The following is a 15,057-nucleotide window of genomic DNA, read 5'->3' as shown; positions in this document are numbered from 1 at the left end:
ATGCCTCGTAAAGGTCCTGTTGCAAAACGTGACGTGTTGCCAGATCCGATTTACAATTCTAAATTGGTAACTCGCCTAATCAATAAAATGATGATCGACGGTAAACGCGGAAAATCACAAGCGATTCTCTATGCTGCTTTCGATATCATCAAAGAACAAACTGGTAATGATCCAATGGAAGTTTTCGATCAAGCGATCAAAAACATCATGCCAGTTCTAGAAGTAAAAGCTCGTCGTGTCGGTGGTGCTAACTACCAAGTGCCGATTGAAGTGCGTGCAGACCGCCGTACTACTCTTGGTCTTCGTTGGTTGGTTAACTACGCTCGCCTTCGTGGTGAAAGAACGATGGAACAACGTCTTGCGAATGAAATCATGGATGCTGCCAACAACACTGGTGCTTCTGTGAAAAAACGCGAAGATACACACAAAATGGCAGATGCGAACAGAGCATTCGCTCACTATCGCTGGTAATCCGTGTGCAGCTTAAATGCTGTGCCGCGAGTACTGCTGTTAAACTAATAATTTCAAGGCCTTAATCAGCCAGAGAAAAGATGGAAGGAGAAAAACAACATGGCAAGAGAGTTCTCCTTAGAAAAGACACGTAATATTGGTATTATGGCGCATATCGATGCCGGTAAAACCACTACTACTGAGCGTATCCTTTTCTATACAGGGCGTATTCACAAAATTGGTGAAACCCATGAAGGTGCCTCCCAAATGGACTGGATGGAGCAAGAACAAGAACGTGGTATCACGATCACTTCTGCTGCAACTACAGCCCAATGGAATGGCTACCGTGTAAACATCATCGATACTCCAGGACACGTAGACTTCACAGTTGAAGTTGAACGTTCCCTTCGTGTACTAGATGGTGCGGTTGCAGTTCTAGATGCTCAATCAGGTGTAGAACCGCAAACAGAAACAGTTTGGCGTCAAGCTACTACTTACGGGGTTCCTCGTGTAGTATTCGTCAACAAAATGGACAAAATCGGCGCTGACTTCCTATATTCTGTAGGAACATTGCACGATCGTCTAGATGCTAATGCGCATCCGATCCAACTTCCAATCGGGGCAGAAGATACTTTTGCTGGTATCATCGACTTGATTGAAATGCATGCACTAGTTTATGAAGATGAACTAGGAAACGATCCACATATCAAAGAAATTCCTGAAGATATGAAAGATCTTGCAGAAGAATATCATGGCAAACTAATCGAGGCTGTTGCAGAACTTGATGAAGAGCTAATGATGAAATACTTGGAAGGCGAAGAAATCACAAAAGAAGAACTGAAAGCAGCGATCCGTAAAGGAACACTTGCAGTTGAGTTCTATCCAGTTGTTTGTGGTACAGCATTCAAAAACAAAGGTGTTCAACCAATGCTTGATGCTGTTATCGACTACCTTCCAGCTCCAACTGACGTACCAGCAATCAAAGGTATTTTACCTGATGGTGAAGAAGCTGAACGTCATGCAAGCGACGAGGAACCATTCTCTTCTCTTGCATTTAAAGTTATGACTGACCCTTATGTTGGCCGTCTAACTTTCTTCCGCGTTTACTCGGGTACTTTGAACTCTGGTTCTTACGTACAAAACTCGACTAAAGGTAAACGTGAACGTGTCGGACGTATCCTACAAATGCACGCGAACCACCGTGAAGAAATCGATATCGTTTACTCCGGTGATATTGCAGCAGCAGTAGGTTTGAAAGACACAACTACTGGGGACACACTATGTGATGAAAAGAATCAAATCATTCTTGAATCCATGGAATTCCCAGAACCAGTTATCTCGGTAGCAATCGAACCTAAATCGAAAGCCGACCAAGATAAAATGGGTCAAGCTCTTGCAAAACTTGCAGAAGAAGATCCAACTTTCCGTACTGAAACAAATACGGAAACTGGTCAAACTATCATCTCCGGTATGGGTGAACTTCACCTTGACATCTTGGTTGACCGTATGAGACGTGAATTCCGTGTAGAAGCAAACGTGGGTAACCCGCAAGTTTCTTATCGTGAAACATTCCGTACAGCAGCACAAGTTGAAGGTAAGTTCGTACGTCAATCTGGTGGTCGTGGTCAATACGGTCACGTTTGGATTGAATTCAGCCCGAACGAAGAAGGTAAAGGCTTTGAATTCGAAAACGCAATCGTCGGCGGTGTCGTTCCTCGTGAATACATCCCAGCGGTTCAAGCAGGTCTTGAAGCAGCACTGGATAACGGTGTTATTGCAGGTTACCCGCTAATCGACATCAAAGCAAAACTTTATGATGGTTCTTACCATGATGTTGACTCCAACGAAATGGCGTTTAAAGTTGCTGCCAGCATGGCGCTTCGTAACGCTGCTAAAAAATGTGATCCAGTTCTTCTTGAACCAATCATGTCCGTTGAAGTTGTTATCCCAGAAGAATATCTAGGTGATATCATGGGTAACATCACAAGCCGTCGTGGTCGTGTTGATGGTATGGAAGCTCGCGGTAACGCTCAAGTTGTTCGCGCTTATGTACCACTTGCACAAATGTTTGGTTATGCAACTGATTTGCGTTCTTCTACGCAAGGTCGCGGTACCTACACAATGCAATTTGACCACTACGAAGAAGTTCCTAAATCGATCTCTGAAGAAATCATTAAAGCAAATGGTGGAAACAAAGAAGATTAATTGCATTTTTGCAGAACTTCAAGTATAACTTTAGTTAGAAACACTTGCCGTTTGATTTTCATTCGGCAACTCTAATAAAAACTTTTTCAAACATTAAGGAGGATTTTATTAAAATGGCAAAAGAAAAATTTGACCGCACAAAACCCCATGTTAACGTTGGTACTATTGGACACGTCGACCATGGTAAAACTACATTAACAGCTGCAATTACAACTGTATTATCTAAAAAAGGTATGGCTCAAGCTTCTGCTTATGACCAAATCGATGGTGCTCCAGAAGAACGCGAACGTGGTATCACGATCTCTACTGCACACGTAGAATATGAAACTGAACAACGTCACTATGCACACGTTGACTGCCCAGGACACGCTGACTATGTTAAAAACATGATCACTGGTGCTGCGCAAATGGACGGAGCTATCCTTGTAGTATCTGCTGCTGATGGCCCAATGCCACAAACTCGTGAACACATCCTTCTATCTCGTCAAGTAGGTGTTCCTTACATCGTTGTATTCCTAAACAAATGCGACATGGTTGATGACGAAGAACTACTTGAACTAGTTGAAATGGAAGTTCGTGATCTTCTATCTGAATACGAATTCCCTGGCGATGACATTCCAGTTATCAAAGGTTCTGCGCTTAAAGCTCTTGAAGGCGAAGAAGCTTGGGAAGAAAAAATCTACGAACTTATGGACGCGGTTGATTCTTACATCCCAACTCCAGAACGTGACCATGACAAACCATTCATGATGCCAGTCGAAGATGTATTCTCGATCACTGGTCGTGGTACAGTTGCAACTGGTCGTGTTGAACGTGGACAAGTTAAAGTCGGCGACGAAATCGAAATCGTTGGTATCGCTACTGAAACTGCGAAAACAACTGTTACAGGTGTAGAAATGTTCCGTAAGCTTCTTGACTATGCAGAAGCTGGCGACAACATTGGTGCGCTTCTACGTGGTGTATCTCGTGAAGATATCCAACGTGGTCAAGTACTTGCTAAACCAGGTACTATCACTCCACACACTAACTTCAAAGCTGCAACTTACGTACTAACTAAAGAAGAAGGTGGACGTCATACTCCATTCTTCAACAACTACCGTCCACAATTCTATTTCCGTACAACTGACGTAACTGGTATCGTTACACTTCCAGAAGGTACTGAAATGGTAATGCCTGGCGACAACGTTGAAATCGACGTTGAATTGATTGCTCCAATCGCAATTGAAGAAGGTACTAAGTTCTCCATCCGTGAAGGTGGACGTACTGTTGGTGCCGGTGCTGTTTCTACAATCAGCAAATAATCAATCATTCATCAAACGGCAAGATCTTTCGAGATCTTGCCGTTTTTTTGTGCGTGTAACCTTACAGAAATGTAATGTAATATTTTTGTAACAAAAGTATTGACTTTGAAATGAATAGCGGTTATGATAAGAATATCAAAAGGATATCCGAAAGATACAAGCACTTATACCATTTTATTATTAACTAAAGAAAAGAGGAATAATTATGAATAATGTTCTAAAATCTCAATCTATCAAAGTCATTGCTGCTACAGGTATCGCTCTATCACTGACATTCGCAGCTATCAGTGCAGCCGCATTGCCGGTCGGTGCAGCAACTGTTTCATCTAAAGCTAAGAGCGGAACAGCGACAGCAAAATCACCAGTATATGTTCGCGCATCAGAAAGCAAAAGTTCCAAGATCCTTGGCACCCTTCAAAAAGGCGAAAAAGTAGAATTCATCAAAGATAACTATGGATGGAGCCAAGTGAAATATAAAGGTAAAACAGGTTATGTTGGTACACAATTTTTGAATCTGCCGGGTGAAGCAACTTCCGCACAAAAATCTACCAGCAAAACGACAACTAAACAACCAAGCAAAAAAGCAACCAGCACTAAAGCCAAAGCCGCAACTGCCACAAAACAGACGTCACGCACAGTAACGGCAAAATCGCCAGTATACGTTCGGGCATCAGAAAGCAAGAAGTCGAAAATCCTTGGCACGCTGCAAAAAGGTGAAAAAGTAGAATTCATCAAAGACAACTACGGTTGGAGCCAAGTGAAATATAAAGGACAGACAGGCTATGTTGGCACACAATTCCTTAACGTAAAATAATAAATTTTAAAGAGAAACCTTGTGAAGAAAAGCAGGGTTTCTCTTTTTAATGGTCATTTTTCAAACCAGCGCTGTATAGAATGTTTTTGGAAAATTCGCTATACTGAAAAGGAGAGGAGTGGATAGAGATGAAAGAAAATCTAGCAACGTCAGACCAACTGACAACTTTACTCATGGAAAACTATGACTTAGTACGGAAAAGTAAAACCGGTTTTGCTGCAAAACGAATCCAGCTCTTGATCGCCTGTTTATTTACAGGGAAAAACGAAACGATTAATCTGGAAGACTTTTCAGAGCTCAACCAGCAATTCAAAAAGGCGCTAGGCTCTTTTACAGCCCTTACAACCAATACGCGCGTTTCAATTGCCGGCTTACTTCTAGCAGATGCTTACGAAGAGGAGGATTTAGTTTCAAGTGTCATTCAAAATTATCAGATGTTGATAGGAGCTGGTTTTAAGCGCACTGAGTATACATATTTTGCCGCCTATCTGCTGCTAAAATATCCACCGGAAGAAAGACAGCAACTGGCCAGTCGGGCAAGAGAAATTTATCAACTTATCCGCAAAGACCATCCATTTTTAACTGGAACGGAGGATGTCACATCGGCTGTTTTACTTGCTGGACTCCCCTCTGAAGAGAAGCCAGAAGCGATTGCTGCACGAAATGAATATTACTTTCAACAGTTTGCCGACATTGGTTTGAAAAAAGAAAATAGCTTGCAATTCTTGGCTGCAACCGCGACCTGCCTATATCCGAATCGAGAAAAGAATTTTATTCAACAGTACCGGCGAGTTTACCGCAGCTTAAAAGAAAAGAAAATTCGCGTGAAGCCACTCCATTATGTGACGCTGGGCATTCTGACTTTTCTCACTCAGGGAGAACCGGCAACAGAGGAACTAGAAGCGTTGATTCAGCAAATCCGTGTACAAAAAGGCCTTCGCTTTGAAGGGGCAGCCTTTCAGACAGCGCTCGCACTCAGCCTCTATACAGAACAACGCGTAGGGGAAATGAGCCAAGCACAAATCGAAAGCCTGATGATCAGTGTACACGTTCTGATTGCCATCGAGCAGGCGGCCGCCGTCAGTGCTGCAGCCGCTGCAAGTGCCGCAGCTGCCTCCTCAAGCAGTAGTTAAAAAAGAAAGCCGTCCAAGTCATGAGAAGCCTGCTTAAAAGTCTAACTCGTAAGGCAGACCGCTCGGATTGGGCGGCTTCTTTTATTTGCTTGTCCAGTGGTTATTATCCTGTTTGAGTGGCAACTGGGTGCTAACAATATAATCACGTAAAAAGCTGTCCGGCGCCTCTTGCCAAAGTGTATCCCCGGCCGTTTTTGGCGGTTCCTCTCCCGCAAAGAAACACATGTTGTCGATCGCCATCGTGTCAGCCATTTTTTGCTTATCGTCATCGGAATAGTTTTTAAGCACCTGATTAGTCGACAAATCTTCCATCGCCTTGTTATAGCCATTTTGATAGAAAGTCTCATAGTCGAACGTGTCAAACTGTAGAAGATTCGGATCCGCAGCCTGATGTTCCCGCGCCCAGGCCTCCATATCAAGTGGCTTGGCCGTGTAGTCAAATTGCTTCTTATCATGATGATAATCAATCATTCCATACTTGTGCGGATAGACAGAAAGGGCATTGGTGACAATGTCGGTAATCTGAGTGCCGTTTTCAGCAGTAGCCGTGGCAATATTTTGCGTATGGATGTGGCCGCTTAGAGAGAATTCAAAGCCACAATCAGCAAAAGTCTCGACTACATTGTCCGCATAATTGATCGTATAACCGTCCTGAATGACACTGCTGTGATCGGTTAGGTTATGATGCATGACAGGGACAATTTTGGCCCCCTGCTTATCTGCCAGTTTGGCCATCTCGTCGACCCACTCAAGCGTGCCCGTCGTCAATCCGCCCTCTGTAGTCGGACTGCCAACCTGTTTATTGGAATCATAGATACTAGTGTCGAGCATCAAAAGCCACACGTCCTTGCTGGCTGGTGCTAGGTAGCTGAGGGAATAAGCGTCTCGACTGATGGCTTCCTCATAGCCGAACGCCTGATAGATTTTCTCAAAGTCCTCCGGTGTGATATCATCCGTCACTTGTTGCTCGTCGCCCGAAAAGCTTCTAGCCCAGGGATTATTGATGTCATGATTGCCTGGAATCACATAGACATCCGTACCGGCTTTCTCAACGGCCGTCAATTTTTCGGCTAATTCCTCGTGACTGGCTTTTTCACCATTATTGGTTAAATCACCGCTTAGAATCAGTATATCCGCCTGCTGCTTTTCCACTTGCTCGAAAAAAGCATCTGTAATCTGATCGCTATATGCCAGCTGTTTTCCATCGCCATTTGCGACATATTTTTGAAAAGCAGGCCCGCCGTCCGTCAATTCGGGTGCTAAATAATGAATATCAGTAGAAACGGCAATCTTTAAGTCCTGCTTGTTCGGAATCACAGGTGTCACTTTTTCTTCTTCTGCCGCCTGTCCAGTGCTACATCCGGTTAAAAGGGTAGCAGTCATGAGGCCGGAAAGTAGAATTTTCCATTTGCGCATGGAGATACCTCCTTTTTGTTCATTTATTCACATATAGAAAAAGTGATAACTAACACAAGCTATCACTAAATCGTTCTTGTCAAAATTTTAGAAGTGATGGATTTTAAATCCGTTTTATAGTCGCCATCAGGCAAGCGGTTGATCTCTCTAAGCGCCTTCTTCGTGTATTTGTCTGCCAGTGCAAAGGCTTTTTGAACGCCCTGATAACGCTCGATAAGCGCCGTGAGTTCATGAAGATCGGCATCTGACATCGCTTCTTTTTTATCGAGCAGCGGTGCAAATTCCTTTTTATGACCTTGAAGTGCGTAAATCAGCGGCAAAGAGTACACGCCTTGTTTCACATCGTTTAGAACTGGCTTCCCAAGGCCGGTGTCCGTACTCGTATAATCAAGCACATCGTCAATAATCTGAAAAGCCATCCCCAAGTAATGACCGATATTCCATGCACGGCTCACAAGTGTGCGCGGCGCATTGCTGGCAGTTGCACCAGAATAGCAGCTGAGCGCGAAAAGCTGCGCAGTTTTACCGGAAATACGAGACAAGTAATCCCGAACGGTTGTATGGATGTTGTAACGCATCCGCATTTGATCGAGTTCGCCCATCAGGATTTTTTCAATATTTTTACTGCTAAATTCGATATTAGATGCAGAATCTGAATACGCAGATAGAATTTTAAAAGAAATGCAGAAAAGATAATCGCCTGTATAGACGGCATAGTGATTGCCATACTGTGAATGGATGGTCGGCTGGCCACGACGTAGTTCAGATTCATCGACAACATCATCGTGGATTAGCGTCGCCATATGCAAAACTTCTAGTGCACTGGCCACAGCAATCGCTTTTTCGCGGTCATAATCGGGACCTAGCTGGGCGCAAAGTAGCGCGTAGGCAGGACGAAGCAATTTACCGCCCGCATGAATCAGATTTTTAATGGTCGTTTCAACATTTTTATCGCGAATCTGAATATTTTTCTCAATTGTATTAAGCACTTCGGTGAGATCCGTTTGAAGTGCGGGATATTCTTCCCACATAGCATGAAGCTGCATAATGGTACTCCTTTTTTATAAATTTATTTCGAAAGTGCACGTTTTTCTTTCAGTTCAAAAAAGTTGCGCAGTGTTTGAACATTTTGAAGCAGGTAGTTGGCAGCGATACCGATGGCGATACCCGTTAGGATGCCGATGAATGAAAGAACCGGTAAATACCCCATAACCGTCCAGCTTTGAGCGACCCAGCTGGCCACGACTAGCTGACCTACGTTATGCATGACGCCGCCTGTCACGCTGACACCAATAATACTAACCCTTTTCGGCCCCAGTTTTTGAACGGCCCACATGCCAAGAAAGCTGAGAATGGCACCCGCCGCACTATAAAGAAATGTCGATAGCGTTCCTCCGAGTAAAGTGCTTAGTACAAGGCGAATGCAGATAATCATAAAAGTATCTTTGGCGGAAAGCGTATATAAAGAGATACAAGTGATCACATTAGCCAGCCCCAGTTTGGCTCCCGGTGCAAAGGCGAAAGGTGAGGGGATTGCCCGCTCGACAAGACTCAGGACAACTGCCTGTGCGGCAAGAAGCGCAATATAGACCAAGCGTTTATTTTTTGTCATAAAAGGTCACTGTCCTTACTGTTAAAAATTTCTTTACTTAAGAAGATAAAATCACGTCTTCGCCATCATCATCAGAGCTGTCGTTTTCACTTTCCACTTGAATAACGAGTTTGTGCGGGATACAGATAATCGGGTTATCAGAAGGTTTACTAATCGGGTTCATTCTGACGCAAACCTGATCGGAACAATTGGCCCCACTAATCCGAATCTGTTCATCTTTGACTTCAATCGTATTATAATCTCCGTCGTCCTGCTTGACTGTAAAGGTGTCGGTACCTTTGTGGCCGGTGAGCTTTACGCGTTTGTATTCTTTGTTGTCCACACTGATGACCGCAACATACGCTTTGCCTTTTGAAGCAGTTTCACTATCCTGATTGGCATTTACGACCGTGAAAATTACTAGAGGCAAAAAAGAAAGCAGCGTCAGCATGATGATAATCACAATATCCCAGCGGCGGATCATTTTTAAATAAGGTTTGATGCCCATCTTTCTTCTTCCTCTCTAAAAATTTTCTTCACTTCCCTTATTGTAAAGGAAATAATTAAAAAATACATCTCTTTTTCACTCGAAAAGGGTAGATAATAAAAGATAAGCGAAAGAGCAGCAGCCCTTCCGCTTATCTGGTATTTTCAAGGTTGTTATCTGTTAGAGTCTCGATAAATCGACCGAGGCTTACCGTACCACCAGTGGCCCAAATGTTTTTGGAACCAAGGAACAGCCCAGTAATCCAGACCGAATGTACGTCCAGCACCGTTTAGCATAGCGATCGATGCAGGAAGCGCCCAGAATTTGTCCCAACCAAGCATAGCGCTAAGTGTGAACATTGCAAGGAAACCAATGCTTCCGATGCTTGCAAGCCAAGTGAAGAGACCGACAACCAGTGCAAGACCGATTGCAAGTTCAACAAATGGAACCACTTTTTGCATGAAAAGAGCAACGTCTTGGTTTGGCATGATTAGCTTCATAATCCATTCAAACCAACCAGGCATATGGCTCAAAATTGGTGTTGTTACGTTTTGAGCGGCAGCCCCAGCAGCATCACCGGCAGCTTGACTTGCGCCGGAAGTAGCAGCAGTTTGCAACCAGTCGAACGGCATTTTAGAAGTAGTAGCTGTAAGCCAGGAATCATCCCCAAGACCATTGAATAATGGGCTCAAGTTTGTCAAGCTGACTTTGTCCCAAGTAGTTTCGCCGTAGATTTTGGCAAGAGCTTCATCAATCCAGAACCAGCCGAGATAAACACGAAGCGGCAAGCTCCAAAGAACGTTTCCATAACGGGAAGACCAGCCACGGAAAATGTTGCGGTGATCTTTAATGTGGAAGAATTCATGCATGATATATTGCCACATGTAGTAACCGCTGCGAATACCGAAGAAGTAGTACAGGTTGACCATGTGTTTCATAAAGATTGCGAACCAGCCGGACAGATGCAAGCTGGATAAGTGAGCAACCCCGTATTTAGAACCAATAGAAACCATTACACCATGATATTTACCTTGGAAGGCTTCTTTTTGGCCACCACTGATTTCGGCAATAATGCTTTTAGCAGCAGTCATACCAGTTTGCTCAGCAGCTTCAACGATTTGTGGAGTTGGCTTGCCGTCATCTTCAAAATAAGCAAGGTCCCCAATGACATATGTGTTTTCGAATTTCTCTGCTTCCATGTACTGGTTGACTTTAAGACGACCGGCACGAGCAGTTTCCATTCCGTAATCTTTTGTATCAGAGTTAGCACGAACGCCGGCAGTCCAGATCAGTGTATGAGTTGGAACTTCTTCACCGGATTTTAGTGCGATGCTTTCAGGTTTAACTTCAACAATCGCTGCGTTCTTAACAATCTTAACACCTTTTTTGTTCATGAATTTTTCAGCTTTATCAGCATCACGACGTTCAAGCATGTTAAGGATGGTTGGTGCTGCTTCAACGACCATCAATTCGATTTCGTCAGGATCAATCTTATTGTCTTTTGCAAGACGCGCTTTCCAGTCGATTAGTTCGCCGACCATTTCGATTCCAGTAAATCCAGAACCACAGACAACGAAGCGAAGCATGGCTTTGCGTTTTTCAACATCTTGCTCACGGCTTGCTTGTGTTACGATGTCTTCAATATGACGACGTAAACGAACGGAATCTTCCCAAGACCATAATGTAAAACCGTGTTCACCGACTCCAGGTGTACCAAAGTCATTCGGTTCACCACCCATACCAAGTACGAGATAGTCGAACGGATAGCTTCCATGTTCAGTTGTGACCACTTTCTTTTCATGATCGACTTTTGTTACATTGTCTGTTACCAGGTTGACTTTTGAGCGATTGAACAAACGACGTAAATCGTATTGAATCGCAGTAGGTTCCACCCGACCACCAGCAACTTCATGTAATTCTGTCATCATGGTGTGATAAGAATGACGATCGATCAAAGTAATTTTGACAGATTTATCTTTCTTATATTTCTTGGCTAATTTTTTAGCCGCATGTACACCTGCATACCCTGCCCCTATTAGAACAATATTTTTTTCAGGCATATGCTTTCTCAACTCCTTGTAAGTTTATTCACAAAAATAGTATCAGTCCAATTATAAAAGTATACTAATAACCTAACATAGTGTAACAGATTTCAGGGGTAAATGTCTAGATGATTTACATAGATAATAGGCTAAAAGAAAAAAATGGTTCTTTCTATTATAATGGCGTATTTTTATGGGCAAAAATACCCGATTGAATTGTCAGAATATCTATTTTGATTATAATTTCCTTATAATGGAAGTATTTTTTCAACAAAAATGTCATTTTAGCTAATTCAATGGTCATTTTTAGAATATTTTTCTTATTTTGTCTTTAGGAAAGACCTAGACAAAAGCAGGGCTAGATGGTATCATTTGATATGTAAAAAAGTGTTGTCGCTTTCATCGTATGAAAATCTATGTTCGCGATTTCACAATCATTTTATTTTATTAAAAGGTGGGAGCAAAATTATGGAACTGAAAAAAATTGCAATGGGTGTTACTGCAGTAGCAGCTACAAGTATCTTGCTAGTAGGTTGTGGCAGCAGTGATTCTTCGTCAAGTTCTGACAAGAAAGATTCTGATTCTAAGCAAACGGAAACTGCTAAGAAGGATATCAAAACTGACGGTACAATGAACGACGGTACTTACAAATTGGAAGAACAAAACTACGATGACAATGGCTGGAAAGGCTTCATGAGCATCGAAGTAAAAGACGGCAAGATTACAAAAGCTGACTATGACTACAAAAACAAAGACGGCGAATTGAAATCTGAAGACGCTGACTACGAAAAGAACATGAAAGCTAAATCTGGTACTGGTCCACAAGAATACATTCCAGAACTTGAAGATTCTCTAGTAAAAGCACAAGCTGCTTCTGGCGTAGAAGTTGTATCTGGTGCAACTCACTCTTCTGATTCTTTCATTAACTATGCAAACCAATTGATCGAAGCTTCTCAAGCTGGCGATACTTCTACAATCAAAATCAACAATGGTGCTGACATGCAAGACGGTACTTACACACTAGAGGAACAAAACTACTCTAACGACTATCGTGTAGTATTCTCCATTGATGTAAAAGATGGCAAAATCACTAACTCTGATTACAACTATGTAAACAAAGATGGCGACAAGAAAACAGATGACGCTGACTATGAAAAGAACATGAAAGCTAAATCTGGTACTGGTCCACAAGAATACATCCCAGCACTAAACAAATCTCTAGTAGAAAAACAAGATCCAGCATCTGTTGATACAGTATCTGGTGCAACTCACTCTTCTGAAACATTCAAACTTTATGCAGCTCAACTTGAAAATGCAGCTCAAAACGGCGACACTAAAACAATCAAAGTTTACAACAAAGCTGAATAATTCAGAAACAGTTATGATGAAGTAACAATACCCAAGCTGACCCAAGCATTGATTGGGTCAGCTTTTTTTCTCGCAAATAATGACCGTTTAAATATGAAATCTGAACTATAGCCAGCCTACCCATTTTACGCTATAGTTACAAAGTAAAGTAACTGACAGAAAAGGTGAACTAAATGAAAAAATGGTTTCTGTTACTGCTTGCGTGCTCACTTGTACTATCACTAACTGCATGCGGCGGTAGCTCAAGCGACAGTAATAGTAAGGATAAACCTAAAACAACACTTCTTGACACCCCGTACTCCAAGACGGAATTTTTGATGGGAACAGAAGTAACCCTTAAGATTTACGATAAAGGCAAAGAAGATGTTCTTGATAAAGCTTTTGATCGTGTGGAACAAATGGACAAAGAAATCACCGTTAATGATGACGGTAAAGACTCGGAAGTAGATAAAATTAATCAAGCGGCAGGCAAAGAACCAGTGAAGGTTTCGGACGACGTTTTCTATCTAGTCAAAAAAGGTCTGGAATATAGTGAAAACTCAGGTGGCAGCTTTGATATTACGATTGGACCGCTAACGAGTCTGTGGCATATCGGTTTTTCAGATGCGAGAAAACCTTCGCAGGAAGAAATTGATGCTGTCTTGCCGCTGATTGATTACCACAATGTCGAGCTGGACGAAGATGCCCAAACCGTCTACCTGACAAAAGAAGGCATGGAGCTTGACCTTGGCGGGATTGCCAAAGGTTACATCACGGATGAAGTCAATAAAATATTTGCAGAAAATGATGTCACGACAGGCATTATCGACCTTGGCGGCAACATTTACGTGCGCGGAAACAGTCCAAAAGCGGATGATGGCAAATGGACAGTTGGCATTCAGGATCCATTTTCGCCACGCGGAGAAATCATTGGGACAATTCCTGAAAAGAACCGTTCGATTGTTACCTCAGGCATTTATGAACGCTATGTGGAAGTAGATGGTGTAAAATATCACCATATCCTCAATCCAAAAACAGGCTATCCGTATGATAATGACATTGCAGGTGTCAGCATAATTTCAGATAAGTCGATCGACGGAGACGGACTTTCAACGGCTACATTCTCGAAAGGGATTGAAGGCGGCATGGACTACATTGAACAATTTGATGGCGTAGAAGCTATTTTTGTCAGCAAAGAGAAGAAGGTTTACGTGACTTCCGGATTGAAAGATACATTCAAACTAACAAATGATGATTTTGAAATGGCGGAGATGAAGTAAAGGGGAGGTTGGAAAAGTGTCGATTTCAACTTTTCTAAATTTGGTCGAAATCAGGACGAAGATTGCCAGTGTTTTTCCGTTTATGCTGGGGACATTATTTGTCGTATACCAGTACGGTGAATTCAAATGGGGCAACACGCTGATTTTCTTTAGTGCCATGCTGATTTTTGATTTGACCACCACGGCAATCAACAATTATATGGACTATCGCAAGGCGACGAACAATCATGATTATGATTACCGAGCGATGAAGAATGTGATCGGGCAGGAGCAGATACCAGAACGCAATGTGATCACGCTGATTTTTATCATGTTTTTCATTGCGACCGGTCTGGGTATCTGGCTAGTGTTTCGCACGGATCTGCTGGTTCTATTGATCGGCTTTGTATGCTTTTGCATAGGGATTCTTTATACATTTGGACCAGTACCGCTTTCCCGCATGCCACTCGGAGAAATTTTTTCCGGCGTGACGATGGGCTTTGGAATATTCTTTTTAGCGGTCTATGTCAACGCCTATGATGCCGGGATTGCTAATTTGATTTGGCAAGGAGAATGGGTGGACATTCGTTTCAATCTGCTTGAGATCATCCGAATCGGCGTCGTTTCCTTACCGTGTATTTTTACAATCGCAAACATCATGCTTGCGAATAACCTGTGCGATTTAGATGAGGATATTCGGAATCATCGCTACACACTTCCTTATTATATCGGCAGAAAAATTGGCGTCCTGCTTTTCAACGGGCTTTATTACGGCTCTTTTGCTGCCGTGGTTATTGCAGTGGCGGTGGGATATTTAAGCCCGATCATGCTGATTTCACTTGTGGCGATTTATCCAGTATATAAAAATTTAACAAGATTCAACAAAGAGCAAGTCAAGGCGAAAACATTCGCTGTCAGTATCCAGAATTTCCTCGTGATCAATGCTTCGCTTGTGATACTCATGGCAGTTAGCTTGCTGTTTCAGCAGTTTATCTAAGGATTGAAGGGACTG

Annotated in this window: 13 protein-coding genes; 8 read left to right on the top strand and 5 right to left on the bottom strand. The window is 42.7% G+C overall.

Going from position 1 to position 15,057, the window contains the following annotated elements:
- The 5 genes from rpsG (at window position 1) to CS921_RS08660 (ending at window position 5,903) form a co-directional block, all read left to right on the top strand.
- The gene (gene rpsG, locus CS921_RS08680) at window positions 1–471 is read left to right on the top strand and encodes a 30S ribosomal protein S7 (protein WP_099222967.1); all 471 of its coding nucleotides are present in this window, start codon (window positions 1–3) and stop codon (window positions 469–471) included.
- 99 nt (window positions 472–570) lie between these two features.
- On the top strand, window positions 571–2,655 hold the full coding sequence (fusA, locus tag CS921_RS08675; protein WP_099222965.1) for an elongation factor G: 2,085 nt from the start codon (window positions 571–573) through the stop codon (window positions 2,653–2,655).
- A 113-nt stretch (window positions 2,656–2,768) separates the two neighbouring features.
- Entirely contained in the window at window positions 2,769–3,956 is a 1,188-nt protein-coding gene (gene tuf / locus CS921_RS08670; protein WP_099222963.1) for an elongation factor Tu, read from the top strand.
- A gap of 205 nt (window positions 3,957–4,161) precedes the next feature.
- Window positions 4,162–4,770 (top strand): SH3 domain-containing protein, encoded by a 609-nt coding sequence (locus tag CS921_RS08665; protein ID WP_099222961.1) that lies wholly within the window; start codon window positions 4,162–4,164, stop codon window positions 4,768–4,770.
- A 128-nt stretch (window positions 4,771–4,898) separates the two neighbouring features.
- Window positions 4,899–5,903, top strand: coding sequence for a DUF4003 family protein (locus CS921_RS08660; RefSeq protein ID WP_099222959.1), 1,005 nt, complete (start codon window positions 4,899–4,901; stop codon window positions 5,901–5,903).
- 81 nt (window positions 5,904–5,984) lie between these two features.
- On the opposite strand, the gene CS921_RS08655 is transcribed toward CS921_RS08660, so the two are convergent.
- From CS921_RS08655 to CS921_RS08635, 5 genes are all read right to left on the bottom strand, one after another.
- Window positions 5,985–7,319, bottom strand: coding sequence for a metallophosphoesterase (locus CS921_RS08655; RefSeq protein WP_099222957.1), 1,335 nt, complete (start codon window positions 7,317–7,319; stop codon window positions 5,985–5,987).
- A 65-nt stretch (window positions 7,320–7,384) separates the two neighbouring features.
- Complete coding sequence (locus tag CS921_RS08650) at window positions 7,385–8,365, bottom strand: polyprenyl synthetase family protein (RefSeq protein WP_099222955.1); 981 nt, start codon at window positions 8,363–8,365, stop codon at window positions 7,385–7,387.
- A gap of 23 nt (window positions 8,366–8,388) precedes the next feature.
- Window positions 8,389–8,931 (bottom strand): flavinylation system FAD exporter subunit EetB, encoded by a 543-nt coding sequence (gene eetB, locus CS921_RS08645; RefSeq protein ID WP_099222953.1) that lies wholly within the window; start codon window positions 8,929–8,931, stop codon window positions 8,389–8,391.
- A gap of 37 nt (window positions 8,932–8,968) precedes the next feature.
- Entirely contained in the window at window positions 8,969–9,412 is a 444-nt protein-coding gene (locus CS921_RS08640; RefSeq protein ID WP_099223072.1) for a NusG domain II-containing protein, read from the bottom strand.
- A 158-nt stretch (window positions 9,413–9,570) separates the two neighbouring features.
- Complete coding sequence (locus tag CS921_RS08635; RefSeq protein WP_099222951.1) at window positions 9,571–11,457, bottom strand: FAD-dependent oxidoreductase; 1,887 nt, start codon at window positions 11,455–11,457, stop codon at window positions 9,571–9,573.
- A 450-nt stretch (window positions 11,458–11,907) separates the two neighbouring features.
- Here CS921_RS08635 and pplA point away from each other — a divergent pair, with 450 nt between their 5' ends.
- The 3 genes from pplA (at window position 11,908) to menA (ending at window position 15,042) form a co-directional block, all read left to right on the top strand.
- Entirely contained in the window at window positions 11,908–12,807 is a 900-nt protein-coding gene (pplA, locus tag CS921_RS08630) for an extracellular electron transfer flavoprotein PplA (RefSeq protein ID WP_099222949.1), read from the top strand.
- A gap of 173 nt (window positions 12,808–12,980) precedes the next feature.
- The gene (locus tag CS921_RS08625) at window positions 12,981–14,066 is read left to right on the top strand and encodes an FAD:protein FMN transferase (RefSeq protein ID WP_099222947.1); all 1,086 of its coding nucleotides are present in this window, start codon (window positions 12,981–12,983) and stop codon (window positions 14,064–14,066) included.
- Between the two features lie 16 nt (window positions 14,067–14,082).
- Window positions 14,083–15,042, top strand: a complete 960-nt coding sequence (menA, locus tag CS921_RS08620; protein ID WP_099222945.1) for a 1,4-dihydroxy-2-naphthoate polyprenyltransferase — start codon at window positions 14,083–14,085, stop codon at window positions 15,040–15,042.
- Window positions 15,043–15,057: the final 15 nt, after the last annotated feature.

The organism is Listeria costaricensis, assembly GCF_900183385.1.
GTDB classification, from domain to species: Bacteria; Bacillota; Bacilli; order Lactobacillales; family Listeriaceae; genus Listeria; species Listeria costaricensis.
The sequence above is the reverse complement of the archived record's forward strand: the minus strand, read 5'-3'. Positions and strand labels throughout refer to the sequence as shown.